This is a genomic window from Amycolatopsis sp. NPDC004079 (assembly GCF_040610415.1).
In the GTDB taxonomy this organism is placed as follows: Bacteria; Actinomycetota; Actinomycetes; order Mycobacteriales; family Pseudonocardiaceae; genus Amycolatopsis; species Amycolatopsis halotolerans.
The window spans coordinates 37,713-62,920 of record NZ_JBEXMH010000053.1 but is presented as its reverse complement, the minus strand read 5'-3'; the positions used below and the strand labels follow the sequence as shown (position 1 = coordinate 62,920).

Below are 25,208 nucleotides of genomic sequence, written 5' to 3'. Positions count from 1 at the left end.
TGGCCGCCTCCCAAGGCGTTGGCGCGGTTTCTTTACTCCGAAGAGGGGTTCATCACTGAACCGGTTAACGAAGTGGTCCGAAACCGCGATGGTCAGTCGAGAAGGGAAACCATCCGGTGCCTTCGCACCCGCGAGGCGCGGCACTGCGTCGCGATGCGTGGCTGACCGCGGCCGGTCGACGACCGGTCCGGGTGCCGGATGGTTTGTCACCGCACGGCGATGGGCGGCGGAAAAAAGTTCTGCACGTCGCTGTACAGGCGCACGCGCCGGGGTCGGTCAGCCTGTGTGGTGGGGGCCAGCCGGGGCGCGTGGTGGTGACTCCCGGGTTCGCCGGGTCTTATGACGATAGTGTGAATTCGCTGTGATCGACATACGTCATCGCGCTCTCGTGGGATAAGCCACGCATACGTTGACGCCCTCCGGGGTACTCCCATATGTCGGGCCGTCTCTCCCGGCACGCGGTCAGCCAGTGCGCTGACCTGCGAAAACATGTCTGCCCTCCCGGTGTCAACCCCGCGTCTGCTGCTGGTTGACTGGTGGTCATGAGGGGGAGCGCCGATGACTGATCGTTATCTGTCCGTGGCGGCGGCCGGGGCGCACGAGAGTGAAATACGGCGTTCACGGTTCCTGTGCGCGCTCGCTCCGGTGGCCGACGAGGCCGCCGCGCGGGAGATCATTTCGGCCCGCCGGCGCGCCGAACCCGCGGCCCGGCACCACTGTCACGCGTTCGTCCTCGGCCCGGACGGCCGCACCCAGCGCTCGAGCGACGACGGCGAGCCCGCCGGGACGGCCGGGGTGCCGATGCTGGAGGTGTTGCGCCGCCGCGAGGTCACCGACACGGTCGCGGTGGTGTCGCGGCATTTCGGCGGGGTGCTGCTCGGCGCGGGCGGGTTGATCCGCGCGTACGGGCAAGCGGTGTCGGACGCGCTCGACGCGGTAGGCCTGGTGGAGTATCGGCGATTGCGGCTGTTCGACGTAACGATGGACTACACCCGGGCGGGCCGCTTCGAGAACGATCTCCGCGCTTCGCCGTACGTGCTGCACGAGACGCGTTTCGAGGCGGCGGCGCACTTCGCGGTCGGGCTGGCACCCGGCGAGGAGGAGCGATTCAGCAGCTGGCTGGCCGACCTCACCGGCGGCGAAGCGGTCGCGGCCGAGCTGGGGGAGGAGTGGGTGCGCGGGTAGCCGCGCACCGGCTCGAGCTCCGGAAGATCAAGCCGCGACGGGCTTTCCGTCCAACGCGCGCGCCCCGGCCTCGGTGAGCACCGCGCGTACCCGTGCGCCGCACGCTCCGTCCTCGGCGGGCGCGATCAGCCCTTTGCGGACGAGGTCGCGGACCGTGCCCTGGTCGCAGCAGCTCAGCCCGTCGACGAACAGGTCCGGTTCGCAGCTGCAGCTGATCTCCGCGTGCCCTCCGGCGACGGCGCGCAGGGTTGCCCGCTCCCGATGGTTCAACTCGGCAGTCACGGCGGTTCCTCCTTCTGTCCCGGCCCCTGGTGTACCCCGGGAACGGTTCCAGTGTCCGTCGCGATTGCCGGGTTGTCGCGTATTTCACTCCTTTTTACGGGGGTATGTCGCGGGGTAGTTTCGGGGTACCCCTCATGCGCCCCACCATGCGTCCGCGAGGGATACGAAAGTAGGTTTCTCGGGGGCCGGGAGCACGTCGAGGTACCAGCGGAAGTCGCTGTAGACGTGCAGAAGCGTGTACGCGAGGCAACGGCGGGAGAAGTCCGGGCCGAGGTCGGCCGGATGGTAACCGTAAGCGAGCAGAAGACTCCGCAGAAATGCCGGGTCGCCGCCGGAAACGAACAAGCCGACCGCGCCGAACTCGTATTCCGCCGCGCCGCGCATCGCCGGTTCGAAATCGAACAGGCCGGACAGCCGCCAGTCATCCCCTTCGCGGGTGACCAGCAGATGGTCGCGCATGACCTCGGTGTGCAACGGCACGGTTTCCGGCGTACCCAGGTCCACCGCGTCGACGAACTCCGGCAGCTGGGCGAGCCAGTGTTCGTCCAATGTGGTCTTGCGATGATGGTCGACCAGCTTTTCGCGTTGCCCGGCAAGGAACGCGGTCCAGTCCCGCGGAGCGAGCGCGGACAACGCCGGGTCGCGCACCGAGTGCAAAGTGGACAGCGCCTCGCCGATCTTCGGGGCGAGCGCGAGTTTGTCCGCTGTGGACAGTTCCGGCCAGACCTGCTTGAGCGTGCGCCCGGGAAGCCGTTCCATCACGACGTAACCCCAGCCGTCGCGCGTTCCGGCGTGCACGACGCCCGGCGTGGGGATGGGGAGCTTGCCGTGCAGGACTTCCAGCATGGTGCGCTCGGTGGTCAGCTCGTCGAGGTAGACCGGCGGATAGAGCTTCAGGACGAGCTGGTCACCGACCGCGTACACCGGCAGCGAACCGTCGTCGAACGGCACGGGTTCGCCGGGTTCGCCCAGCGAGCGCAGGAGGTCTCGTACCGCGGGCAGCAGGCCTTCGCGGGTCAACTGGCCGGACTCGGCCGCGGTGGCGGCGGGCGGGAACATGCGCCGACGGTATCGGCGAGCCCTCCGCCGCTGTAGCGAATTACTTGCCGCGGGCGGGTTTGCCGTCCGTGAGGGGAACCCTGAGGGAATCAGAGTCCCTCAGGGTTCCCCTCACGGACCTCTGGGGTGCCGTCGGCAGGCGAATTACTTGCTGCGCTCGAGCAGGGTGCGCACGGCGGGTCCGATGAGCCGTTCGATCTCGTCGGCGGGCGCGGTGGCGAGCGGTTCCTTGCGGGTGATCGAGCGGACCAGCCCGATGCCGAGCAGCCAGGCCATCGCGAGGTCGGCGCGGAGTTCGGCGTCCGGCTCGTCGGTGAGCCCGGACAGCGCGCGGGTGTACTCGGCGTCGAGTTGCGCGCGGAGAGCCTCGTCGGCGCGATCGGTGCCCGACGACCGCAGGTAGGTCTCGATCGAGCGCGACGCAGTGTCGTCGCGTTCGAGGAGGCTCCGCAGCGCCGCGGAGAACAGCCGCTCCGGCGGGGTCGTCTCGACCTGGGCCAGGCCTCCGCGCGCCATCACGTGCTCGAACAACGCGTCCTTGCTGCCGAAGTACCGGAACAGCAGCGCCTGGTTGACGCCCGCGCGGTTCGCGATGTCGCGCACCGTCGTGCGGTCGAAGCCGCGGTCGGCGAACAGTTCGGCCGCGGCGTCGAGCAGCGCGGCTTTCGTCGCCGTCGCGTCGCGTTTGCGCGAAGGCTGGTCCGCGGCCATTCGGTTTCCCCCTGGGGTGCGCTGGTGTGCGCGACGAGGTTAACCCGGACGGTCGCGGATCGGCCGGACGAACTACGCGGGCCAGGCGACCGGCAGCTCCTCGGGGCCGTAGACGAGCGCGTTGTGCTTGTACGCCAAAGATTCCTTCGGCACCGCCAGCCGCAGGTCCGGCACTCGGCGGAACAACGCGGTCAGCGCCTCCTGCATTTCGACCCGCGCGAGCTGCTGGCCGACGCACTGATGCGCGCCGAACCCGAAGGCGACGTGCGTGCGCGGCGATTCACGGGTGAAGTCCAGCTGGTCGGCGTGCGGATAGCGGTCCTCGTCGCGATTGGCGGAGTTCAGCGCGGCGATCAGCCAGTCACCCTCGGCCACCGTTTGGCCGCCGACCTTGACCTCTTCGGTGGCGTACCGCAGCACGCCGAACTGCACCACCGACAGGTACCGCAGCAGTTCTTCGACCGCGCGCGGCGGATCGGCGAGGGCCCGCGTGCGCTGGTCCGGGTGTTCCAGCAGCAAGAGGGCACTGAGCGCGATCATGTTGGCGGTGGTTTCGTGCCCGGCGACCAGGAGGCTGAGCCCGAGCATGATGAGCTCGTCCAGGTCGAGCGGCTCCCCGGAGGCCTCGGCCCGGACGATGAGCTTGCTGAACAGGTCGTCGTGGGGGTCCTGCTGCTTGCCGGCGAACAGTTTCCCCAGGTAGCCGGCCAGTTCGTGGTACGCCTGCCCGGTGGTTTCGGCGTCCTGGTCGGTGCTGACCAGCACGCTGCTCTGACGCTGGAACAGCTCGCGGTCGGCGTACGGGACGCCGAGCAGTTCGCAGATCGCCAGCGAGGGGATCGGCAGCGCGAAGTCCTGCACCAGGTCGGCGCGGCCGGGTTTGGCGAGCATGGCGTCGAGATGCTGTTCGACCTGCTCGCGGACGTACTCGCGCAGCTTCTCCACCCGCCGGACGGTGAACTCGGCGACGACCATCTTGCGCAGCCGGGAATGCTCCGCGCCGTCGAGCTGGATGATCGAACCGGGATCGACCTCGGCGTACGGGTCCTGTTCGGCTTTGACGTGCACCGACGAGGCTCCGCGCGAGCTGAGCGCCGGGTCGGCGAGCACGGCGCGGACGTCGTCGTAGCGGGTGACGAGCCAGGTGTCGAACCCGGCCGGGCAGCGGATCCGCGACACCGGCGCGGCCTCGCGCAACGCGGCGTATTCGGCGGGCGGGTCGAACGGACATCCGGTGGTTCGGGTGGTCGGGAGTGCCGGGGTCTCGGGCGGGGTGGGCATGCGGACGGCGCCTTTCCTCCGACGGTGCGGGCATCTCCCACTCTGGAGACGCCCGCACCGTCGCGGGGCGATCGACCGGGATAGGCGACGGAAGGACCACACCTCTGCCCGATTCACCCCATCGCGATTAGACCGGTTCGGTGATCGGCTCGTCGGCGAAACGGCGGGCTACCCGTTCGGCTCCTGCGCGCGCCCAGCTGGTGGTGGCGAGGACGGCGAGCAGGATGATGAGCGTCGTCCCGCCCGCGACGGCCCACCAGGCGGTGGAATAACCGGCCAGCGGGTTGGCCGCGGCGGCGAGAATCGTGCCCGCGACAGCAACACCGAGGGTCTGCCCGACCTGTCGCGAAGTGGACGCGACCGCGGCGGCGACCCCGGCTTGCGACCGCGGCATGCCGCTTACCGCCGCGTTGGTGATGGGCGGGTTCAGCAGGCCGAAGCCCATCCCGAACACGCCGTACGCGATCGCGAGCACCCACAGCGGCGTGGTGGCCGACGCTGTCGTGAGCACAACGGCAACCACGGTCATCGAGATCCCCGCGGTCAGCAGTGGAATCCGCGCGCCGCGAGTGGCGACGAGACGCCCGGCCAGCGGCGCGGCGATCGTCACGGCGACGGCGGTCGGCAACAACATCAAGCCGGATTGCAACGCTGAAAGCCCGCGCACGTCCTGCAGGTAAAGCGGCGACAGGAACAAGAACGTGCCGAACGCGGCGAGCCCGCACACCGCGCTGATCGTGGCCGACGAGAACGGCGCGCTTCGGAAGAACCGCAGCTCGACCAGCGGTTCCCGGCGGCGGATTTCCCAGCGGATCAGCGCGATCAAGGCGAGCACGCCGAGCCCGGCGAGACTGAGGATCAGCGGCGAACCCCAGCCGAGCCGCTGGCCTTCGATCGCCGCGGTCACCACCGAGCCGAGGAGCACGACGACCAGCGCCTGACCGACCGGATCCGGTCGGCGCGCCCGGGGAGCCCGAGATTCCGGCACGTAGCGCACGGTCAACGCGATCGCGGCGACGACCACGGGGACGTTGACCCAGAAGATCGCCCGCCAGCCGACGCTCTCGGTGAGCACGCCGCCGAGCACCGGGCCGACGCCCAGCGAGATTCCGACGATCGATCCCCAGACCCCGATTGCCCGCGCGCGCTCGCCCGGGTCGGCGAAGACGTTCGTGATGATCGACATCGCGACCGGGTTCAGCATCGCGCCGCCGAGCGCCTGCACGATCCGCGCGGCGACCAGCCAGCCGATCGACGGGGCGACGCTGCACAACAGCGAGCCGAGTCCGAAAAGGACCAACCCGGCCAGGAAGGTTCGCTTGCGCCCCAACCGGTCCCCGGTGGCACCGCCGAGCATCAGGAAGCAGGCGATCACGAGGGTGTAGGAGTCGATTGTCCATTGCAGACCGTTGATCGACGCGCCGAGATCGGTGCGGATGACCGGGAGCGCGACGTTGACGATGGTGTTGTCCATCGCGACGACGAGGATGCTGGAGCACAGGATCGCGAGAATGCCGAAGCGACCGCGTGCGGTGTCCACTCCCATTCAGCGCTCCATCCAGTCGGCGGTGATCTTTTCGCCCGCTGTCCACACTTCGGCGGCGTAACCGTCCGGGCGCACGAGCACGGCGGCCAAGTCGTGCCAGTCCCGGGTTGAGCGCACGACGTTCTCGCCCTCCGGGACAGTGCTGCCGAAAGCCACGAGAGTCAACCGGTCCGGCCGCAGCGCGCGGTAGAGCGTGCGGCCGTCGGCGAGCGGGAGGTTGGGCACGCGACGGCCGGCGAGACTGCCGTCCTCGGCGTAGGAAACCTCCAGCCCGGACAGCCAGCCGCGCAGTTCGTCCGCGGTGTCACCGTCGCGGCCGATGAGGCCGGACATCAAGTCGCGCAACGCTTTCCCGCCGGGCGTGAAAGTGACCATGAGCGCGGCCTGGGCGAGGGTGTTCGCCGCGAGCCGGGCCGCGATGGGGCGGCGTTCGGCGTCGTAGGACTGCGGGCCGTCGATGATCCGCCGCGGCGCGCGGCCCTTCACCTCGGCGGCGAGCTTCCACGCGAGGTTCGCCGCGTCCTGCACGCCGACGTTGAGCCCCTGTCCGCCCGCCGGGAGATGGACGTGCGCGGCGTCGCCGGCGAGGAACACCCGGCCGGTGCGGTACTGCTCGACGTGGCGCGTGGTGTCGCCGGTTCGCGACGCCCAGATCACCTCGGTGATGCCGAAATCGTCGTCGGCGAGCCGTTTGAGCGTCGCGCGCAGTTCGGTCTCGTCGGGAATCAGTGCTTGGCGGCGTGCGGCTTCCTCAGGCGTGAGGCCGGTGTCGCCGGGTTCGTGGCCGAAAATGCGGTGAATGCCGCCGGGCAGCGGAAGCACGCTGTACGAGCCGCGTTCGCAGTCCCAGTTGTGCGGGTGGGCTGGCGGGCGTTCCAGGCGCACGTCGGCGAGGAAACCCACGGTGGAAGCCGGATTTCCGGGAAAGCCGAGGCCGAGCGCGTGCCTGGTCGCGCTGTGTGCGCCGTCCGCGCCCACGACGTAACCGACGCGCTGGGTGTCGCCGGTTTCCGAGACGATCGTGACGCCTTGCTCGTCCTGCGTCAGGTCAGCGAGTTTCCACCCCGGCTCGATCACGACGCCCTGTTCGGCCAGATGCTCGGCGAGCAGCCGCTCGGTTTCCGGCTGCGGGAGCATCAGCACGAACGGGAACGAAGTGTCGAGTCCGGTGTAGCTCAGCAGGTTCGGCAGGGTCGCGAAATGCGCGGCGGGCACCGGATTTCCCTCGGCGACCATGCGCGCGGCCAGCGAACCCGCCTCGTCCGGCAGCGCATCGAGGACCTCGAGCGTGCGCGGATGGACGGTCGTGGCCCTCGATTGCCCCGCGCGTTCCGGAGCCGCCTCGAAGACCCGGACCGAGACTCCGGCGTGGTGCAGGAACGCGGCCGCCGCCATCCCGACGGGTCCGGCTCCGATCACCGCGACTTCGATGTCCATGGTTCCCCCTTGGTCGATGTTCGACTGGCGAACTGTCTTGACGTCAAGGTATTCTCTCACTGTCTTGATGTCGAGAGAAAGGTCCGTGCCGGTGAACACAACGCCGCGGGACGCGGTCGACGACCTGGTGGACGCCGTCCGGCGCGGCGGCGGCGACGAGAGCGTGCTGGGTGCGAAGTCGCTGTCCTACCGGCTGCGGCGGGTCGCGCACCAGCTGGAACTGGCGATGCGCCGCGAGCTGTCCGCGCACGGGATCGAGTTGTGGGAGCTGGAAATGCTCGCCGCGCTCAAGCGCGCGCCCGAGCACCGGCTGACGCCGGGGCAGGTGATGGCCGCGGTCGAGCTGACCTCGGGTTCGGTCACGCACCGGATCACCCGGCTCGAGGCCCGCGGCTGGGTCCGCCGGGACAAGGACCCCGGCGACCGGCGTTCGGTGTTCGTGACCCTCACCGAGGAGGGCAAACGGCAGGCGCTCGCGTCGTTCGAGCTCAAGACCGAGATCGAACGCGAAATCGCGCGCGCTCTCGACCCGGAAACCATCGACGTGGTGAACGACGCGCTGCGGCGGGTTTCGCACCACCTCAAGGGAAAGGACGAGCAATGAAGCGGGAAACCTTGGGCGCGGCAGCCATTGTCGCGGGCCTGGCCGCAGCCGCGCCGTCGGTGTGGCAGACGGTCACGCACATCACCGATCCGAGCTACCGCGCGCCGGAGGTCCGCCACGGCGAAGGTCACGTGCAGTACCACATGGCGCGCGAAGCGCTGATCACCGCGGGCGCTTTCGGCGCCGTGGGCACCGGTTTGGCCGCCGGGCGGGACCGCTCGCCGGCGCTGTGGCGGGCAATGGCTTGTGCCGCAGGCGGTTTCGTCGCGGCGATGTGGTCCGGCGGTCCGACGACCGGAGTGTGGGCACCGAACCAAAAGGCGCTGGCGATCCACGTGGCGTCGACCAGCGCGTTGACCTTGGGCGTCGCGCTGCTGCGGCCCAGGCGGCGCTAGAGGAAGACCCGGGCGTTCTCCAGCCAGGCTTTCGCGTCGTCGCCGATCGCGGCCAGGCCGGTTTCGTCCAGGGCGCGGCGCTGGGTGATGCGAAGGCAGAAATCCCGGGCGCTGCCTCGGATCCGTTGCGCGGCGTCGTCCGGACCCCAGCCCCAGACGGCGCCGTCGGGACCGGTCAGCTCGACCCGGATCGGCTCGGTCGGCAGTGGCAGCTGGGCGGCGTAGAACGAAAGCCCGCGCCCGGCGAAGCCCAAGGCGGCGATGTGCTTGAGCCGGTCCGTCGGACGGTGTTCGACGCCCACGGTGTCGAAGATGTCCTGCCCGTGCGCCCACGTTTCCATCAGCCGAAGCGCCACCGCGAGCTTCGCGGTGGACTCCGAGCCGTACCACGGAAACGCCTGGTCCAGCGGCATCTCGCCGAGCGCGTCCGCCACTTCGGCGCGTCCGGCGCGCCAGTGGTCCAGCAGCTCCGAACGCGGACGCGCGGCACCCTCGGCCGCGACGGCGTCGGCGTCTTCCTCCAGCACCGCGGCGAACTTCTCCGGCGTCCGGATGGCGAGAAGGACGTTCGCGTCGGCCGCCGCGAGGTGCGCGACCTGGTGGCCGATCGTCCACCGCGGGGCTGGCGTCGGTCTCGACCAGTCCGGTTCCGCGGACACCACCGCGTCGAGGTCGTCGCCTTCCGCGCGCAAGTCCGGCAACGCGACTTCGAGGGCTATCTCGGACAAATCCAGGCCGTAGTCCAGCATGCGACCACGCTATCCAAACCGCGGCCGGGTCCGGGACGTTCGGGAACCGGTTATTGGCCTATCGGGCAGCCGGTTTCCGCCGCGACGATCAGGAAATTCGGCATGCGCGCGTAAGCCTCGATCCCGTGCACCGGGTCGAGCCCCGGCTCGACGACCTCGCGCACCCGGCAGCCGAGCGCGGCCACTTCGTTGAGATACGCGGAAATCGGCCGATGGAAGTCGGACGCGCCGCGCCCGACGATCTCGTACTCCGCCAGGTACTCCTTCCGGCGGTATTCGCCGTGTTCGCGCCAGGTGCCGAACAGCTCCTCGAACGCCGGGTGGACGATCGCGAACACGAACAGCCCGCCCGGCCGCAGCGCCTCGACGCAGGCGCGCATCGCGGGCTTCCAGTCGGGAATCGCCATCAGCACCATGCTGCAGACGACAGCGTCGAACGGCTCCAGTCCGGGCAGGTGAGCGAGATCCGCCTGCAGGTAAGAAATATCCGCCGCGGACTTCTCCCGGGCGAACGAAACCAGGCTCGCGGCCGGTTCGACGCCCGTCACCTGGGCTCCGCGCTCGGCGAGCATCCGGCTGAAGTATCCGTTGCCGCAGCCCGCGTCCAGCACCCGCCGGCCGCGCACGTCGCCGAGAAGCCGGAGGAGGACGGGGTTGACCAGATGCTGTTTGGAGAAGTCGCCGCTGGCGGCGGTCGCTTCCATCGATTCCCGGGTGCTGCCGGTGTCCCACTGCTGGATGGCGGCTTCGTTCGTCCATGCGGAAGTCATTGGGTCGAGCCTAGGGCGGGTGTCTCGGGATTTTCTGGAAGCTCCTGGCGGATTGACGCGTGACCGACCCCGGGTGTAGGCATGTAAGCACCTGCTTACAAAGGGATCCGGGGAGTCGTTGGCATGACCACCACGCACACCGAACCGCTCGCCTATCCGTTCAACGAGGAGGCGGGGCTCGCGCTCAACGAGGCCTACACCGCCGCCCGTGAGAACGCCGGGATGATTCGCGTCCAGATGCCGCACGGCGAGGCCGCCTGGCTCGCCACCCGCTATGCCGATGCCCGGCTCGTGCTCGGCGACCGGCGGTTTTCCCGCGCGTTGGCGCAGGACAGCGACGAGCCGCGGATGTCGGGGTATCGGCGTCCGGGCGGCATCTTGTCGATGGATCCGCCGGATCACACGCGGTTGCGGACCCTGGTGGCCAAGGCGTTCACGGCGCGGCGGGTGGAGGAGTTGCGGCCCCGGGTCGCGCGGTTGGCCGATGAGCTGATCGCGGAGTTGCGGGAGCACGGGCAACCGGCTGATCTCGTCGATCTGTACGCGTTGCCGATCCCGGTCGCGGTGATCTGCGAGTTGCTCGGGGTGCCGGTGGGGGATCGGCCGCAGTTCCGCGAGTGGAGCGACGCGGCGTTGTCGACCACACGGCTGACGCCGGAGGAGTCGGAGCGCAGCCGGGAGGAACTGCGGGCGTACATGGCCGGGCTGATCGCCGAGCATCGGGCACAGCCGCGGGACGACCTGATGACCGCGCTGATCGAAGCCCGTGATGTCCGGGACCGGCTTACCGAGCTGGAACTGGTCGACCTCTGCGTGGGGATTCTGGTGGCCGGGCACGAAACGACCGCCAGCCAGATCCCCAACTTCGTGTATGCGCTGCTGGACCAGCATGAGCACTGGGAACGGCTGTGCGCGGACCCGTCGCTCATCCCGACCGCAGTCGAGGAGTTGCTTCGCTTCGTGCCGCTCGGGGCCGGGGCCGGGTTCGCTCGGTACGCGGTGGAGGACGTCGAGGTCGGCGATGTCCTGGTGCGCCAAGGGGAACCGGTGCTGGTGGCGATCGGGGCGGCCAACCGTGACCGGCTGCAGTTCGGTACCGCGGATCAGCTCGTTCTGGATCGCGGCGACAACCACCACCTCGGGTTCGGGCACGGGGTGCACCATTGCCTGGGCGCCCCGCTCGCGCGGCTGGAACTGCAGGAGGCGTTGCGGGCGTTGACCCGGGAGTTGCCGGGGCTGCGGCTCGCCGGGGATATTGAGTGGAAGACGCAGATGCTGGTCCGCGGGCCGCGGTCGATGCCGGTGGGATGGTGACGATGAGCTGGACGGTCGAGGTCGACGGGGGCGCGTGCATCGGGAGCGGGATGTGCGCGTCGCTGATGCCGGAGACGTTCGCGCTGGACGGTGCCACCGCGCGTGCTGTCGCCGGGACTGTCGGACCGGACGAGACTCTGCTGGACGCGGCGGATTCTTGTCCGGCTATGGCGATCACCGTGCGGGACGGCACCGAGGTCGTTGGCCCGCGCCCCTAGCTCCGGACCGCCACCGCACCAGGCTCATGAGCCGAACACGCCGTCCTCGGTGACGACGGCAGTGATGAGCGCTGTGGGCGTGACGTCGAAAGCCGGGTTGAACACCGCCGATCCCTCCGGCGCGATCTGCGCCCCGCCGAACTCCGTCAGTTCGACAGCTGCGCGCTCCTCGATGTCGATATCCGCCCCGGTGGCGATGGATTTGTCCACAGTGGACGTCGGCGCGACGACAACGAACGGCACACCGTGGTGCGCGGCGGCGATGGCCAGCCCGTAGGTTCCGATCTTATTGGCCACGTCGCCGTTCGCCGCGATCCGGTCCGCGCCGACCAGCACGCAATCGACCAGTCCGCGCGCCATCGCCGCGGCTGCCGCGCCGTCCGGTTGCACGCGGTACGGCACCCCGGCCTGCTCGAGTTCCCAAGCGGTGAGGCGGGATCCCTGCAGCAACGGCCGCGTCTCGTCCACCAGCACCGACTCCACCAGCCCCCGCGCGTGCAGGTGCCAGACGACGCCGAGCGCCGTGCCCCACGCGACCGTCGCCAAGTGGCCGGCATTGCAGTGGCTGAGCAACCGCAACGGCCTGCGCGGGCACGCGTCCAGCACGACCTCCGCCGCGTGTGCCGACGCGGTGCGGTTGCGTTGCTCGTCCTCGTCGAGCATCGCCCGCGCCTCCTCGAGCACCGCATCGGCTCCGTCCGGCAATCGGTCCAGTGCCCGGGAAACGCCCCAGGCCAGGTTGACCGCTGTCGGCCGGGCGTGCGCGATCCGGTCCGCTTCGGCACGCACATCCCCGCCTTGGCACGCCGCCAGAGCGACGCCCATGGCACCGGCCGCTCCCAATGCCGGTGCTCCGCGGACTGCCAGTCGTTGGATCGCGTCGACCAGTTCGGTCACTGTGTGCAGGGTAAGCGTGCGGTATTCGCCCGGAAGCGCTACCTGGTCCACGATCACGATGGTCCCGTCGGCCCAGTCGATGGTCCTGCGCATACGCCCTCCCGGTCCGGAAATCCCGTGGCGAGACGCCGCGCGCGTGAGCGACGATCTGCCTCGTGACCATTCAACGGCAGAACCCGCCCGCTTTGCATCCGACTCCTGGATATCACCACGTGACCACCGTCGACGCGCGCCGCGCAGTGCACCTCGCTGGTCAGTGCCCGTTGGCCCCCGACGGCCAGGTCGTGTCGGGGGACGTCCTCGCGCAGGTGGACCAGGTTGTCGCGAACACCGAGGTCGCGCTGGCCCACGCCGGAGCGACTCCCGAGGACGTCGTGCGCACGGTGATCTACGTGGCGACCTCCGATCAGCCGACCCTCGCCGCGGTGTGGGAGCGGTTCGTGAACTCTTCGATCGCGGCGGCGTTCACGACTGCGAGCACGTTGGTCGGCGTGGCGTGTCTGGGCTACCGGGGGCAGCTCGTTGAGTTGGATGTGACTGCGGCGCTCGCGTGAATCACCGGCCAACCGCGGCCAAGCTGCAGCGGGACACAGTGTCGGTCAGCTCCGCGCGGTCGAGGTTCCGGCCGATCAGGACGAGTTTGCTGACCGGCGGCTCCGCACCCCACTCGCCCGCATCGGTCAATTCGTAGATCCGGTGCACGCCTTGCAGCACCGTCCGGCGGTCGAAGGCCAGGATTCCCTTGAACCGGTACAGGTCGTCGCCGCGTTCGGACAGCAATGCCGTGAGCCACTGTTCGAACGCGGCGCGGTCCAGGGGGTAGTCGAGTTCGATCGAGACGGATTCCAGCGTCGGGTCGTGGTGGTGGGACTCGTCTTCCAGCCAGCCGGGGTCGGCGGCGACGGTGCGGTTCAGGTCGAAGGCGTTGATGCCGAGGATGTCGTCCAGGTCGACGCTCCCGTAGCTGGAGGTGAGGATGTCCGCGGTCGCGTTGACCGAGCGCAGCCGCGTGCGCAGTTCCTCGATTTCCGGCTCGGTGACCAGGTCGATCTTGTTGAGCACGATCCGGTCGGCGAACGCGATCTGGTTGCTCACCTGGCCGCCGACGCCGTCGTGTTCGCCCTCCTCGAGATGGCTGCCGACGTGCCGCGCGTCGACCAGCGTCACGATCGCGTCCAGCGCGAAGGCCGACGACACCTCGTCGTCCACGAAAAACGTCTGCGCGACCGGGTTCGGGTCGGCCATTCCGCTGGTCTCGATGAGGATCCGGTCGAACCGTTCGCGCCGGCGCAGCAGCGACTGCAGGATTTCGATCAGGTCGGTCCGCGCGGTGCAGCACAGGCAGCAGCCGTTGCTCATTTCGATGATCTTCTCGTCGCCGCCGAGCACGAGCGCGTTGTCGATCGGGATCTCGCCGAACTCGTTCTCGATCACCGCGATCCGGTGGCCGTGGTTCGCGGTGAGGATGTGGTTGACGAGCGTGGTTTTGCCGGAGCCGAGAAAGCCGGTCAGAACGGTCACCGGGATTTTGGCCATGATGATTCCCTCCTTAAACGTTCTCGCCGAGAATCCGGCGAGCGTGCTGGCGTGCTTCTTCCGAAACGACGATGCGGTTGCCGTCGAAGTGCGGGCCGCGGGTGGCGTCCAGGCCCATCCGGGACGTCGTGCCGTCGGAGCCCGAGGACGGGTCGAGCGGCGAGCCGGGCAGACCGTCCACAGTGAACAAGTCTTGGTGTGGCTGGAAATGCGTGGCCAACGCCCATAAGACTTCACTGTCGTCGGTGACGTCGACGTCCTCGTCCACTGCGATCACCGTCTTCACATACGGGTCCCAGCCGAGCAAGCCGAGCATCACCTGCCGGGCTTGGCCGGGTCGTCGCTGGCGGAGTGCGACATAGCAGTGGAAGTGCGTGCCGGACGTCGGATAGTGCACTGCGGTGACGTCCGGGAAGCGGGCCTTGAGTTTCTCCGCCATTTCCGATTCTCGTGGCACCCGGGCGAGATTCAGGTGTTCGTCGGTGTTGCCGCCGACGACGTCGATGAGCATGGCGTCGGAGCGGCGCATGATCGTTTGCACGCGGAGCACGTTGTTGGTCGAGCGATTCGAGGAATAGCCGGAGAATTCGCCGAACGGGCCTTCGTCCGCGTGCTCGGAGGCGTCGATCGTGCCCTCCAGCACGAAGTCCGACCAAGCCGGGACACCGATGCCGTGCTGCGGGGTACGCATGACTTCCAGCGGTTCGCCGAGCAATCCGCCGGCTACCGCGCGTTCGTCCACGTCGTAGCCGACCCGGGCCGACGCGGCCAGCATGAACAGGGGATGCCCGCCGAGCACCATCGCGACGGGCATCGGCTCCCCGCGTTCGGCGTACTTCTGCAGCATTCGCCACAGGTCGCCCCGAGAATGGAGACTGGTCGCCAATTCGGTGCGAGAATGCGGCATCGCTCGGTGATAGCTGAGGTTGCCGACGCCGGTGTCCGGATCTTCCGCGACGATGATTCCGCTGGTGACGTAAGGGGAGCGGTCGCTGGCGAAGTGCCGCAGCATCGGGATGGTCGCCAAGTCGACATCGGTCGTCACGTCGTCCAGCACGGGCCCGCTATCGACCACTCTCGGCGGCACCGCGCGAAGCGCACGCTGTTGATAGGCACTGTGCAAACCGGACGGTCCGGTTTCGAGCATGCGAGCGATGCGCTCCCGTGAAGCGAACAGGTTGCTGACCACCGGCACGTCGAGGCCGGTCACCTTCCGGAACAGCACCATCTCGTGCCGTCCGGCCGCGGCGAGTTCGTAAATCACCCCGGTGACGCCCTCGTCGGCCGGAACGGGGTCGTCGAGGACGAGCACGTCGTCGGGAAAGTCCTGGCGATACTGGTCTACGAAAGCATGGGGATCTTGCCGGTGGTTCACCGCGAAACTCCTTGTGAGGCGGGCGGACCCTGCCAGCGCGCGAACAGTTCGTTCTCGATGCCGAACTGGTCGAGCACCTTGCCGGTCAGGTGGGCGAGGATGTCCTCAATGGACTCGGGCCGGTGGTAGAAGGCGGGCACCGGCGGCAGCACGGTCGCGCCCGCCTCGGTCACCGCCACGAGATTGCGCAGGTGCACGAGGCTCAACGGGGTTTCCCTGGCGACGAGCACGAGCGGACGGCGTTCCTTCAGTGTGACGTCGGCGGCGCGGACGAGCAGGTCGTCGCTGTAGCCGTGCGCGATTCCGGCGACGGTTTTCATGGAACATGGCACGACGACCATGCCCATGGTGCGAAAGGAACCGGACGCGATCGACGCGGCGATGTCCCCGCGGGCGTGGCGGACGTCAGCCAGTTCGGCGACCTCGCCGGGAGGCATTCCGGTTTCCAGTTCGATGGTGCGGTGCGCGGCCCGGGACATGACCAGGTGCGTTTCCACCGTGCCGAGCTTGCGCAGCGCGGTCAGCAGGTGGACGGCCAGGTGCGGGCCGCTGGCCCCGGTGATGCCGACGATCAGCCGGGGCCGCTGCGGTTCGGTGCCCATGACGTCCTTTCAGGACTGGGAAAGTTTCGCGGCGGGTTCTCGTTGCACAAGCGGTTCTTTCGGCTGCCAGGTGCGCCGGGCGAAGAAGAGCAGGTTCAGAAGTATCGCCAGGACAGTGCCGGTGGCCACGCCGCTCTTGAGGAAAACCTGCGCCGCGAACGGGAACTGCTTGTAGAATTCCGGCGCACCGGCCGGGATCAATCCGACGCCGAGCGACAGCATGACGATCACGAGATTGCCGGTCTTGGTGAAGTCCACTCGGGACAGCAGTTGAATGCCGGACACCGTCAGCGCCGCGAAGGTAGCGACGGCGGCCGCGCCGATCACCGGTTGCGGGATCGCCGCGATCACCCGGCCGATCGGTTGCACCACCCCGAAAACCACCAGGATCATGCCGCCGACCGCGACCGGATAGCGGCTGCGCACCTTCGTCAGCGCGACGAGCCCGATGTTCTGGCCGAACGTGGTGTAGGCGAAGCCGTTGAACACGCCGCTGAGCGCGGTGAGCAATCCGTCCACCCGGAGCAGGTTGGCGATGTCGCGCGGCCCGACCTTCTTGCCGACCACCTGGCCGACCGCGAGCCCCTGCCCGGACGCCTCGACCATCAGCACGAAAACGATCACCAGGAACAGCAGAATCGACGGAATGTCGAAATGCAACGCTCCGTAATGCATGGGTCGCAGAAGCCCGAAAACGGGACCGTCGGCGACTCCGGCGAGGCTGCCCAGCCCGGTCAGCCAGCCGACGATCGCGCCGACAGTGAGCGCGATCAGCATCGCGAGCTGGCCGAGCAGACCCCGGAACACCCGGTAGAACACCGCGATCAGCGCGAGCGTGAACCCGGCGAGCGCGAGATTCGCCGGCGCACCGTAGTTGTGCGCGGACGGATTGGAACCGGCGATGAGTTTCAGCCCGACCGGAATCAGCGTCAATCCGATCAACGTGATGACGGTGCCGGTGACGACCTCCGGGAACAGCTTGAGCAGTTTGCCGAACAACGGCGCGATCAGCACCCAGAGCACGCCGGCCACGAGCAGCGAGCCATACACTGTGGACAGCCCCTGCGTGCTGCCGATCAGCACCATCGGGACGATTCCGTTGGACGCCGCGCCGACCACGAGCGGCATCCGGATGCCGAATTTCCAGACGCCGAACGCCTGCAGCATGGTGCCGATCCCGGCGAGCACCAGGTCGACGCTGACCAGGTCGGCGATCTGCGACTGGGGCAGGCCGAGCCCGGCGCCGACCACGATCGGCACCACGACGACACCGGCGTACATCACGAGCACGTGCTGCAAACCCAGCAGCACCAGCGGGCCGAATCGGGGACGTTCGTCCACCGGGGACAGGGGACTGGCCATGATTCCCTCACCTCGTTGGGCCGGCGGGACCGGGAAAGCGGCCGGGCCGGGCGGATCGTGGGTCGTCGCCGGAGCCGGACGGGCAGCCGGCGTCGATGACCCCCGGCCGCGCGCGAATCCTGCCGCCGCACCTACGGGGTTATGGGATGATCGAAGATTTTTCCTTCCCTGCAAGGAGTTTCGACTATGGTGCATCGGAAGCCGCCGAGGGTCAATACCCGGGCGCGGCTTCCGGCCCGGTGCGCGGAGCCCGCTCGCGGCGGTTGAGCACGAGGTTCAGCAGGAACGCCGCGATGCCGCCGGCCGCGATGCCACTCGTCAGCACGGTCTGCACCACAACGGGCAGATGCTGGTAAAACTCCGGCGCGCCGACCGGCAAAAGACCGAAGCCGAACGAGATGGCGACGATCAAGATATTGCGCCCGTTGCTGAGATCCGCCTGGCTCATGATGCGTAGCCCGACCGCCCCGACAGTGCCGAACATGACCACTCCGACGCCGCCGAGCACCGGGCCGGGCAGCGACGCGACGGCCGCACCGAGTTTCGGCACCAGGCTCATGAGCACCAGCACCGCGCCCGCGGTGGCGACCACGAACCGGCTCATCACCCGGGTGATGCTGACCAGGCCGACGTTCTCGCCGAAGGTGACGACGGTGAACGAGCCGAACACGCCCGCGAACGCGGAGCCGATCCCGTCCGCGCGCAGCGCCCGGGAAATCTCGGGCGGTCCGACGTCGCGGCCGACGATCTGCCCGATGGCGAGCGTGTCGCCGGTCGATTCCACCATGTTCACCAGCTGCACGATGATCATCGGCAGCAAGGCGGACAAGGCGAACGTCGGCATGCCGAATTCGAACGGCTTCACCACGCCGACCCAATCCGCGTGCCCGACCGAACTGAAGTCGGCCATGCCGAGCGGGATCGCCACGAGCGTCCCGACGGCCAGCGCGATCAGGATCGCGAAACGGCGCACCGCGGGCGGGGCGAACCGTTCCAAACAGACAGTCAGCACAATGGTGCCCAGCCCGAGAATCAGCCGTCCGGCCGAACCGTGGTCGGCGGCGCCCGGATCGGACCCGGCGATCAGCGTCGCGGTGGAGGGCAGCAGCGAGAATCCGATGATCGCGATGATCGTCCCGGTCACGATCGGCGGGAAGAACCGGATCAGCTTGCTGAACCACGGCGCGACCAGCCACGTCAGCAGACCGGCGACGATCGTCGCGCCGAAGACCGCGGGCAGCCCGGCCTCCTTGCCGACGATGATCGCCGGGGTGATGCCGGTGAAGGTCGAGCCCATCACGATCGGCAGCCGGACGCCGACGTTGCCGATCCCGAGCGTCTGCAACAGCGTCGCGATGCCGCTGACCAGCACGTTCGCCGTGACGAGCGTGGCGATCTGGGCGGTGGACAGGCCGACGCCGAGCCCGATCAGCAGCGGGACGGTGACCATTCCGGAGTAGGCGACCAGCAGGTGCTGGACACCGAGCGGGAGCATCTGCCGCAGCCGGGGGACGGTGTCGACCGCGTCGCGGGTCGTGGCTTCGGCTCGGGTGGTGCGCGGACGGAATCGCATGGTTTCCTCCACAGCGGGGAAAGGGGAGCGCGGATCACCGCGCCCAGGGAGTGCGCAGGCCGCCCATGCCGCTGCGTTCCAGCAGCCGGGCCGCGTGCCGTTCCGCCTCGCTGGCGGCGGCCTCTTCGTCGACGCGGACGCACTGTCCGTCGCGGTAGACGATCTCGCCGCCCACGATCGTCAGCTCCACATCGGACCCGCGGGCGGAGTAGACGAGGGCGGCGACAGCCCGGTGCACCGGGCGCACGTGCGGACGGTCGAGCGCGGTCACGATGACGTCGGCGAGTTTTCCCTCGCTCAGCACTCCCGCGTCGATTCCGGCGTACCGGGCCCCCTCGCGGGTGGCCATTTCCAGCGCGTCCTCGGCCCGCAGCGCCGTCGGGTCCAAAGTGGCCGTTCGCTGGCCGAAGACGCTGAGTTTCATTGCCTCGAAAAGATCTTGCCGATGGCCGCAGCTGGGACCGTCGGTGCCCAGCGCGACCGCAACGTTCTGCTTGCGCATGTTCGCGATCCGCGCGGTGCCGGAGGCGAGGTAACCGTTGGACGCCGGGTTGTGCGAGACCCCGGCACCCGCGGCCGCGACCTGCTCGATTTCGGCTTCGTCTAGCCAAATCGCGTGCGCGAGGGTGGCCCGCTCGTCGAGCAGGCCTTCTTGCGCGAGCCATTCGACCGGCCGGACCCCGTGGGTTTCGAGGTAGCTGACCGGATCGGTTTTGCTCTCGCAGCAATGGGTGTGCCAGCGAGTGCCGAATTCCCGGGCGAGCTCGACCGTCCGGCGGACCAGTTTTTGCTCCACGTAACAGAGGTTGAGCGCGGCGGGCCACACCGCGACCTTGGACGTCGGCGGCCGGTGTTCCATCGCCTCGCGGGTGATCGCGAATTCGTCCTCGCTGGAATAGCGGAACAGTTCGATCGGCTGGCCGCGGCGGGCGGCGATTTCGGTGCGTTCGCCCAGCATGCCGCGGGCGACCGCGCCGCGAAGCCCGGCCTCCTCGATGACGTCGGCGACGGCGAGCGTCGTTTCAAGATCGCTTGGCGCGTAATGGTTGTCGATCACCGTCGTGATGCCGGCGCGCAACGCTTCGACCGCGCCGAGCCGTGCCCCGGCCACCGCTTCGGGCCCGGTGATCGCGATCGAATACGGCCACATGAAATCGCACAGCCACGGCACGATCGACATGCCTTCGCCGAGACCGCGAGCGAGCGCCTGGTAGAGGTGGTTGTGCCCGTCGACCAGGCCGGGCAGCACCGCTTTGCCGCGACAGTCGACGACCTCGTCGGCGCGCCAGTGCTCAGTGCCGGATCCCGCTCCGACGCCGACGATCCGGTCGCCGGTGATCGCCACGTGGCCGTTCTGATGGACAGTGCGCTCGTCGTCGACGGTCACCACGGTGCCGCCGGTCAGGAGGAGGTCGCAGGGTTCCGCAGCCGACATCGGGCCGCCCTTCCCCGGGCGGGGTCGGACCCGGCCCGGCGGTCGTCTCCAGCGCGCGGCTGGAGGCAATTGGCCGAACGGTTGGCCCGAAACGGGAGGTCACCGGCGCCCGGCAGCGCCGCCGGGTCGTTCAATGCAAAGCCCTCGCGGGACCGGTGTCAAGAGCCTTCTCCGGAAAAGTCTTGCCGCGCAAGGCATTCGGCGATCATGTGTTGACAGCGGGCGGCGAAGGTGTTGCACTCGGTTGCGCCGGAGCGCGGATCGCGCTTCCGGGTCCCGTAGGTGCGGTGAAGCGCGGCCGGGGAGTCCTTTACTCAAGTCTTGCGTAAGGAGACATCCGGTGATTATCGATACCCATGTCCATCCGACGAATCTCGTCGACGAAGCCTGGCGGCACACCGGAACCCCGTTCACCGGCGAGCGCACGCTGGAAATGATGGACGGTCCATTCTGGATCAACGGCAAGCCGCGGCGCGTGGACGTCAGCTGCATCATGCCGCCGCCGGGCAACACGACCTGGCGCGAGGGCAACAAAACCGGGCGCGAGGGCATCCGCGAATACCAGGCGTACGTGACCTCGCTCGTGCAGCGGTACCCGGACCGGTTCGTCGGGAACTTCATGTACAACCCGCGGTTCGGCCCGGAGAACGGCGCGGCGGAGCTGGCCTTCCACGTGAAGGAATACGGCTACAAGATGCTGAAACTGCACGCCAACATGCATTCCTACCGCCCGGACCGGGCGCTGGACTGGCTGCGGCCGGTGATGCGGGTGTGCGACGAACTCGGCGTGATCGTGCTGATCCACACCGGGGACGGGCCGTACTCGATCCCGACCCAGTTCTACCCGATCATCCGCGAGTTCCCGAACGTCACGTTCATTCTCGGCCATTTCGGCATCCAGACCGGCGGCGTCTACTGTTTCGAGGCGTTCTGGATGATCCAGGACTCGCCGAACGTGATCGGCGAATCGGGCTGGCTGCTGCAGTCGCGGATCGTCGAATTCGCCAAGGAGATGAAGAAGAGCGACCTGGTCTTCGGCACCGACTCGCCGCCGAACGAGCCCGGCATGTGGGCGCGGGAGCTGGAAGTGCTGTGCCACCAGCCGCCGCAGGGCCTGAACCTGTCCGAGGACGACCTGGAGGGGTACCTCGGCAACAACATGGCCAAGCTGCTCGGCCTCGCGCCGACGCCGCCGCCGAAGGACAAGGCCGAAGCCGAGGCGTATTTGCGCGGGGACATTCCGCAGGCCTCGGCGGCGAATACGCACGCGTCGCATTATCTCGGCTACACGCCGTCGGCGTGGGCTGAGACCGCGAACTCCTGATTCGCTCGCGCCGGCTGCGGGTTCAGCCGCACCCGCAGCTGGCGCGCGCGGTCAGATGTACGTCGAGGATGCGGTCTTCCGGTTGGGTGTTCTCTCGGAGCTTGTCCAGAGTGGACACTGCCGCGTCGGCGAAATCGTCGAAGGAATGCCCGGCGGTGGACAGCGAGGGCCAGCTGTGCGCGGCGGCATCGGTTCCGCCGAATCCAATCACCGCAAGGTCTTTCGGCACGCTCAAGCCAAGCTCCGCGGCGACAGTGAGCGTGTCGAGCGCGAGCCCGTCCGCGGTCGCCATGATCGCGCGTGGCCGCCCCGGCGATTGCAGCCACCGCCGGATGTCCGCCCGCGCGGCATGCCGATCCAGGCCAGTCCGGACGACATTGCCCGCACTCCTCTTCGCCGCCCGCATCGCCTCGGTCCAGCCTCGAGCCCGATCGGCCACCGGCCCGGACCGCGCGGTCCCGGTGAGGCACCCGATCTCCCGGTAGCCGTGTCCGAGCAGATGTTCGGTGGTGAGCCGCCCGCCCGCCTTGTTGTCCAGCACCACGGACGGCGCGGCGGCACCGGACGGGGCGTGGTGGTGCAGGTAGACGACCGGAACGTCCAAAGTGGAGTGGGTCGCGGCCGCTCCAGCGATCTCCGCGCGGACGAGCAGCAGACCGTCCACGCGCATGTTCGCCAGCGATTCGGCGTACCGCAGCTCCTGCTCCCGGGAGAACGCTGAATTCCCCAGCAGTACCAGGGATCCGCGAGCGAACGCGGCCCGCTCGACCGCGTGGGTGAGCTGGGTGAAGTAGCCTTCGCTGCTGTCCGGCACGACCAGCCCGAGCACGTTGCTGCGCGTGGACCGCAACGCCCGCGCGACGAGATTCGGCCGGTACCCGAGCTCGGCGATCGCCTGTTCCACCCGCGCCCGCGTGGCGGGGGCGACCGGACGCGGCCCGTTGTTGAGCACGTAACTGACCACGGCCGGCGAGGTGCCCGCCAGCCGTGCGACATCGTCCCGGGTGACCCGCTGCATGCGCCAGACGATACCCGAAGAGCCGTTGACACTCCCGATCTACACGTGTTGAATCCCGTGGAGTCGGCAAAGCAGGAAAGCTGGTGGTCACTGTGGACTCGCTGGTACGCGCCGCGGAAACCGGGAAAGCCGCCGGGGTGGGCGAAAGCGCCCTCCGACCGGACGGCACCGCCAAGGTGACCGGCAGGTTCGCCTATTCGTCGGACTTGTGGATCGAGGGCATGGTCTGGGCGACCACGTTGCGCAGCCCGTACGCGGCCGCGCGGATCCGATCCATCGACACGAGCAAGGCTCTCGCCCAACCCGGCGTGCACGCCGTTCTCACCCACGAGGACGTGCCCGGCGCGAAAACGTACGGAATGAAGTCCGCCGATCAGCCGGTCCTCGCTGTCGACGAGGTCCGCTACCACGGCGAACCCGTCGCACTGGTCGCCGCCGACGACCCGGAAACCGCGCGTCAGGCGGCAAAACTGATCATCGTCGACTACGAACCGCTGACCCCGGTCACCGACCCGATGACAGTCCTGGACGAGGGTGTCCGCCCCATCCACCCAGACGGAAACCTGGTACGCCATGTGAAGATCCGCCACGGCGACCTTTCGCGGGCCCGCGTTGAGGCGGATGTCGTGGTCACCGGCGAGTACGAGGTCGGTATGCAAGACCAAGCCTTCCTGGGCCCCGAATCCGGCCTAGCTATTCCCTCCGAGGATGGCGGCGTCGAGCTTTACGTTTCCTCACAATGGCTGCACAAAGACCTAGAACAATTAGCGCCGTGCCTAGGCCTGCCGCCAGAAAAAGTCCGCCTCACCCTGGCAGGCGTCGGCGGTGCCTTCGGCGGACGGGAAGACCTCTCCGTCCACGTGCACGCCTGCATGCTCGCCCTGCGTCTCGGACGCCCGGTGAAGATGTCCTACAACCGCTACGAATCCTTCTTCGGCCACGTACACCGCCACCCGGCGAAGATGCGCTACGAACACGGAGCCACAAAGGACGGACGCCTGGTCTATGTAAAAGCCCGCCTGATTCTGGACGGCGGCGCCTACACCTCAACTTCCCCGGTCGTCATCGCCAACGCCTGCTATTTCGTGACCGGTGCCTACGACGTCCCGAACGCCGAAATCGACGGCCTGGCAGTATTCACGAACAACCCACCCTGCGGCGCGATGCGCGGTTTCGGCGCCGTCCAATCGGCCTACGGCTGCGAGTCCAATATGGACAAACTGGCGCGCGAACTAGGCATGGACCCGATGGAGTTGCGCCTCCGCAATGCCATGACCACCGGCACTGTCCTGCCCACCGGCCAAGCCGTCGACGGCCCAGCCCCCGTCGCGGAACTCCTGCAAGCCCTGCGTGACCGCCCTCTACCACCCGCTGCCGCCATGGACCTCCTTTCCCTCCCCGGCGGAGCCGCCAACACGACGCACGGCGAGGGGGTGCGTCGCGGAGTCGGCTACGCCGTCGGGGTGAAAGCGATCGGCTACTCAGGAGGCGTCGACGACATCTCGACGGCCCGAGTCACCTTGGCCGTCGTGAACGGTGCGCCGGTGGTCTCGGTGCACACCGCCGCGGCGGAATGCGGACAAGGCGTCACAACGGTCCAATCGCAAGTGGCGAGCACGGAGTTGGGTGTCTCCCGGGTAGTCGTCCTCCCCGCCGACACCCAAATCGGCGACGCCGGTTCCGCCTCCGCTTCCCGAATGACCTGGATGTCGACCGGCGCTGTGCAGGGGGCTTGCCGCCACCTCGCCCGCGAACTGTTACGCCGCGCTTCGACCGCTTCGGGCCTCCCCGCGCTCTCCTTGGGCAACGACCAAGTCCTGGACACCGCCGGACGCCCCGTGTGCGCCATCGCCGACCTGGTCGGTTCGGAGACTCTTTCGCACACCTTCGAGTACCACCACCGCCCCACCCAAGGCATCGACCCGGAAACCGGCCAGGGCGACGCACACATCGCTTTCGCTTTCGCCGCCCACCGAGCCGTGGTGGACGTAGATGTCGAGCTGGGTTTGGTGAAGGTCGTCGAGCTGGCGACCGCCCAGGATGTCGGCAAGGCGATGAACCCGCTGGCGGTAGAAGGCCAAATCGAAGGCGGGAGCGTACAGGGCCTTGGTTTGGCTTTGATGGAAGAAATCCTGGTGGACGCCGAGGGGCGGGTACGAAACCCGTCCTTCACGGACTACCTGATCCCCACTGTGCTGGATGTGCCGCCGATGCCGATCAGCCTGTTCGAATTCCCGCACCCGGACTCGCCGTACGGCCTGAACGGCGTCGGTGAGCCGCCGACTCTCTCCTCGACCCCCGCGATCCTGAACGCCCTCCGCTCGGCGACCGGCTTGGCTTTGCCGAACGCCCCCATCCGCCCGGACGACATCGCTTTGGCCGGATATCGCGGTGCGGGTTTGGGCGTGGCTTCGTGACCGGCTTGCCTTGCCGGGCTCGATCCGTCCAGCCGACATCGCCCTTGCCAGAGGGTCGCGGCACCGCTTCGGACCGGTTTGCGTCTACCGAGTTCTCCGGTCCGTCCGGACGACCTCG

General features: G+C 68.5%; 24 protein-coding genes. 8 read left to right on the top strand and 16 right to left on the bottom strand.

Going from position 1 to position 25,208, the window contains the following annotated elements; translation table 11 throughout:
• Positions 1-558: 558 nt before the first annotated feature.
• Complete coding sequence (locus ABZX37_RS37435; protein WP_354747793.1) at positions 559-1,185, top strand: YigZ family protein; 627 nt, start codon at positions 559-561, stop codon at positions 1,183-1,185.
• A gap of 27 nt (positions 1,186-1,212) precedes the next feature.
• Here the strand turns inward: ABZX37_RS37435 and ABZX37_RS37430 are convergent, their stop codons facing one another.
• From ABZX37_RS37430 to ABZX37_RS37405, 6 genes are all read right to left on the bottom strand, one after another.
• Complete coding sequence (locus tag ABZX37_RS37430) at positions 1,213-1,467, bottom strand: hypothetical protein (RefSeq protein WP_354747791.1); 255 nt, start codon at positions 1,465-1,467, stop codon at positions 1,213-1,215.
• A gap of 132 nt (positions 1,468-1,599) precedes the next feature.
• The gene (locus ABZX37_RS37425) at positions 1,600-2,526 is read right to left on the bottom strand and encodes an aminoglycoside 3'-phosphotransferase/choline kinase family protein (RefSeq protein ID WP_354747789.1); all 927 of its coding nucleotides are present in this window, start codon (positions 2,524-2,526) and stop codon (positions 1,600-1,602) included.
• A gap of 144 nt (positions 2,527-2,670) precedes the next feature.
• Positions 2,671-3,237: a TetR family transcriptional regulator gene (locus ABZX37_RS37420; RefSeq protein WP_354747787.1), complete on the bottom strand. Its 567-nt coding sequence runs from the start codon at positions 3,235-3,237 to the stop codon at positions 2,671-2,673.
• Positions 3,238-3,309: 72 nt separating this feature from the next.
• On the bottom strand, positions 3,310-4,518 hold the full coding sequence (locus ABZX37_RS37415) for a cytochrome P450 (protein ID WP_354747785.1): 1,209 nt from the start codon (positions 4,516-4,518) through the stop codon (positions 3,310-3,312).
• A gap of 127 nt (positions 4,519-4,645) precedes the next feature.
• Complete coding sequence (locus ABZX37_RS37410) at positions 4,646-6,064, bottom strand: MFS transporter (protein WP_354747783.1); 1,419 nt, start codon at positions 6,062-6,064, stop codon at positions 4,646-4,648.
• The gene (locus tag ABZX37_RS37405; protein WP_354747781.1) at positions 6,065-7,501 is read right to left on the bottom strand and encodes an FAD-dependent monooxygenase; all 1,437 of its coding nucleotides are present in this window, start codon (positions 7,499-7,501) and stop codon (positions 6,065-6,067) included.
• 91 nt (positions 7,502-7,592) lie between these two features.
• Here ABZX37_RS37405 and ABZX37_RS37400 point away from each other — a divergent pair, with 91 nt between their 5' ends.
• Together ABZX37_RS37400 and ABZX37_RS37395 are read left to right on the top strand one after the other, a co-directional pair.
• A complete protein-coding gene (locus tag ABZX37_RS37400; protein WP_354747779.1) occupies positions 7,593-8,105 on the top strand; it encodes a MarR family transcriptional regulator in 513 nt (170 codons plus the stop codon).
• Positions 8,102-8,500, top strand: a complete 399-nt coding sequence (locus ABZX37_RS37395) for a hypothetical protein (RefSeq protein ID WP_354747777.1) — start codon at positions 8,102-8,104, stop codon at positions 8,498-8,500. Before ABZX37_RS37400 ends, ABZX37_RS37395 begins: the two co-directional genes overlap by 4 nt.
• On the opposite strand, the gene ABZX37_RS37390 is transcribed toward ABZX37_RS37395, so the two are convergent.
• Together ABZX37_RS37390 and ABZX37_RS37385 are read right to left on the bottom strand one after the other, a co-directional pair.
• Complete coding sequence (locus ABZX37_RS37390) at positions 8,497-9,249, bottom strand: maleylpyruvate isomerase family mycothiol-dependent enzyme (protein WP_354747775.1); 753 nt, start codon at positions 9,247-9,249, stop codon at positions 8,497-8,499. The two genes, ABZX37_RS37395 and ABZX37_RS37390, sit on opposite strands and share 4 nt — an antisense overlap.
• 50 nt (positions 9,250-9,299) lie before the next feature.
• A complete protein-coding gene (locus ABZX37_RS37385) occupies positions 9,300-10,019 on the bottom strand; it encodes a class I SAM-dependent methyltransferase (protein ID WP_354747773.1) in 720 nt (239 codons plus the stop codon).
• A 123-nt stretch (positions 10,020-10,142) separates the two neighbouring features.
• On the opposite strand from ABZX37_RS37385, the gene ABZX37_RS37380 reads away from it, so the two are divergent.
• Together ABZX37_RS37380 and ABZX37_RS37375 are read left to right on the top strand one after the other, a co-directional pair.
• The gene (locus ABZX37_RS37380; protein ID WP_354747771.1) at positions 10,143-11,333 is read left to right on the top strand and encodes a cytochrome P450; all 1,191 of its coding nucleotides are present in this window, start codon (positions 10,143-10,145) and stop codon (positions 11,331-11,333) included.
• Positions 11,334-11,335: 2 nt separating this feature from the next.
• Positions 11,336-11,551 carry a ferredoxin gene (locus ABZX37_RS37375; RefSeq protein WP_354747769.1) on the top strand — a complete coding sequence of 72 codons (216 nt, stop codon included), beginning with the start codon at positions 11,336-11,338 and terminating at the stop codon, positions 11,549-11,551.
• 24 nt (positions 11,552-11,575) lie between these two features.
• Here the strand turns inward: ABZX37_RS37375 and mtnA are convergent, their stop codons facing one another.
• Positions 11,576-12,541, bottom strand: coding sequence for an S-methyl-5-thioribose-1-phosphate isomerase (gene mtnA, locus ABZX37_RS37370; protein ID WP_354747767.1), 966 nt, complete (start codon positions 12,539-12,541; stop codon positions 11,576-11,578).
• Positions 12,542-12,603: 62 nt separating this feature from the next.
• On the opposite strand from mtnA, the gene ABZX37_RS37365 reads away from it, so the two are divergent.
• Positions 12,604-13,002, top strand: a complete 399-nt coding sequence (locus tag ABZX37_RS37365) for a RidA family protein (RefSeq protein ID WP_354747765.1) — start codon at positions 12,604-12,606, stop codon at positions 13,000-13,002.
• 1 nt (position 13,003) lies between these two features.
• On the opposite strand, the gene ABZX37_RS37360 is transcribed toward ABZX37_RS37365, so the two are convergent.
• The 6 genes from ABZX37_RS37360 to ABZX37_RS37335 form a co-directional block, all read right to left on the bottom strand.
• Positions 13,004-13,984, bottom strand: coding sequence for a GTP-binding protein (locus tag ABZX37_RS37360; RefSeq protein ID WP_354747763.1), 981 nt, complete (start codon positions 13,982-13,984; stop codon positions 13,004-13,006).
• A gap of 13 nt (positions 13,985-13,997) precedes the next feature.
• Positions 13,998-15,359, bottom strand: coding sequence for a UbiD family decarboxylase (locus tag ABZX37_RS37355; protein ID WP_354747761.1), 1,362 nt, complete (start codon positions 15,357-15,359; stop codon positions 13,998-14,000).
• Entirely contained in the window at positions 15,356-15,961 is a 606-nt protein-coding gene (locus ABZX37_RS37350) for a UbiX family flavin prenyltransferase (RefSeq protein ID WP_354747759.1), read from the bottom strand. The genes ABZX37_RS37355 and ABZX37_RS37350 overlap by 4 nt, the downstream gene beginning before the upstream one ends.
• Positions 15,962-15,970: 9 nt before the next feature.
• A complete protein-coding gene (locus ABZX37_RS37345; protein WP_354747757.1) occupies positions 15,971-17,323 on the bottom strand; it encodes a nucleobase:cation symporter-2 family protein in 1,353 nt (450 codons plus the stop codon).
• Positions 17,324-17,534: 211 nt separating this feature from the next.
• Positions 17,535-18,896, bottom strand: a complete 1,362-nt coding sequence (locus ABZX37_RS37340; RefSeq protein WP_354747755.1) for a nucleobase:cation symporter-2 family protein — start codon at positions 18,894-18,896, stop codon at positions 17,535-17,537.
• 34 nt (positions 18,897-18,930) lie between these two features.
• On the bottom strand, positions 18,931-20,331 hold the full coding sequence (locus tag ABZX37_RS37335; RefSeq protein WP_354747753.1) for an amidohydrolase: 1,401 nt from the start codon (positions 20,329-20,331) through the stop codon (positions 18,931-18,933).
• A 340-nt stretch (positions 20,332-20,671) separates the two neighbouring features.
• On the opposite strand from ABZX37_RS37335, the gene ABZX37_RS37330 reads away from it, so the two are divergent.
• Positions 20,672-21,655, top strand: a complete 984-nt coding sequence (locus ABZX37_RS37330; RefSeq protein WP_354747751.1) for an amidohydrolase family protein — start codon at positions 20,672-20,674, stop codon at positions 21,653-21,655.
• A 22-nt stretch (positions 21,656-21,677) separates the two neighbouring features.
• On the opposite strand, the gene ABZX37_RS37325 is transcribed toward ABZX37_RS37330, so the two are convergent.
• Positions 21,678-22,673 carry a LacI family DNA-binding transcriptional regulator gene (locus ABZX37_RS37325; RefSeq protein WP_354747749.1) on the bottom strand — a complete coding sequence of 332 codons (996 nt, stop codon included), beginning with the start codon at positions 22,671-22,673 and terminating at the stop codon, positions 21,678-21,680.
• An 83-nt stretch (positions 22,674-22,756) separates the two neighbouring features.
• Here ABZX37_RS37325 and pucD point away from each other — a divergent pair, with 83 nt between their 5' ends.
• A complete protein-coding gene (pucD, locus tag ABZX37_RS37320; RefSeq protein ID WP_354747747.1) occupies positions 22,757-25,090 on the top strand; it encodes a xanthine dehydrogenase subunit D in 2,334 nt (777 codons plus the stop codon).
• Positions 25,091-25,208 lie beyond the last annotated feature (118 nt).

Coding starts and splice junctions, on each gene's coding strand:
- ABZX37_RS37435 (WP_354747793.1), top strand. CDS start 559: ATGACTGATCGTTATCTGTCCGTGGCGGCGGCCGGGGCGCACGAGAGT.
- ABZX37_RS37425 (WP_354747789.1), bottom strand. CDS start 2,526: ATGTTCCCGCCCGCCGCCACCGCGGCCGAGTCCGGCCAGTTGACCCGC.
- ABZX37_RS37420 (WP_354747787.1), bottom strand. CDS start 3,237: ATGGCCGCGGACCAGCCTTCGCGCAAACGCGACGCGACGGCGACGAAA.
- ABZX37_RS37415 (WP_354747785.1), bottom strand. CDS start 4,518: ATGCCCACCCCGCCCGAGACCCCGGCACTCCCGACCACCCGAACCACC.
- ABZX37_RS37410 (WP_354747783.1), bottom strand. CDS start 6,064: ATGGGAGTGGACACCGCACGCGGTCGCTTCGGCATTCTCGCGATCCTG.
- ABZX37_RS37405 (WP_354747781.1), bottom strand. CDS start 7,501: ATGGACATCGAAGTCGCGGTGATCGGAGCCGGACCCGTCGGGATGGCG.
- ABZX37_RS37395 (WP_354747777.1), top strand. CDS start 8,102: ATGAAGCGGGAAACCTTGGGCGCGGCAGCCATTGTCGCGGGCCTGGCC.
- ABZX37_RS37390 (WP_354747775.1), bottom strand. CDS start 9,249: ATGCTGGACTACGGCCTGGATTTGTCCGAGATAGCCCTCGAAGTCGCG.
- ABZX37_RS37385 (WP_354747773.1), bottom strand. CDS start 10,019: ATGACTTCCGCATGGACGAACGAAGCCGCCATCCAGCAGTGGGACACC.
- ABZX37_RS37380 (WP_354747771.1), top strand. CDS start 10,143: ATGACCACCACGCACACCGAACCGCTCGCCTATCCGTTCAACGAGGAG.
- ABZX37_RS37375 (WP_354747769.1), top strand. CDS start 11,336: ATGAGCTGGACGGTCGAGGTCGACGGGGGCGCGTGCATCGGGAGCGGG.
- mtnA (WP_354747767.1), bottom strand. CDS start 12,541: ATGCGCAGGACCATCGACTGGGCCGACGGGACCATCGTGATCGTGGAC.
- ABZX37_RS37360 (WP_354747763.1), bottom strand. CDS start 13,984: ATGGCCAAAATCCCGGTGACCGTTCTGACCGGCTTTCTCGGCTCCGGC.
- ABZX37_RS37350 (WP_354747759.1), bottom strand. CDS start 15,961: ATGGGCACCGAACCGCAGCGGCCCCGGCTGATCGTCGGCATCACCGGG.
- ABZX37_RS37345 (WP_354747757.1), bottom strand. CDS start 17,323: ATGGCCAGTCCCCTGTCCCCGGTGGACGAACGTCCCCGATTCGGCCCG.
- ABZX37_RS37340 (WP_354747755.1), bottom strand. CDS start 18,896: ATGCGATTCCGTCCGCGCACCACCCGAGCCGAAGCCACGACCCGCGAC.
- ABZX37_RS37335 (WP_354747753.1), bottom strand. CDS start 20,331: ATGTCGGCTGCGGAACCCTGCGACCTCCTCCTGACCGGCGGCACCGTG.
- ABZX37_RS37325 (WP_354747749.1), bottom strand. CDS start 22,673: ATGCAGCGGGTCACCCGGGACGATGTCGCACGGCTGGCGGGCACCTCG.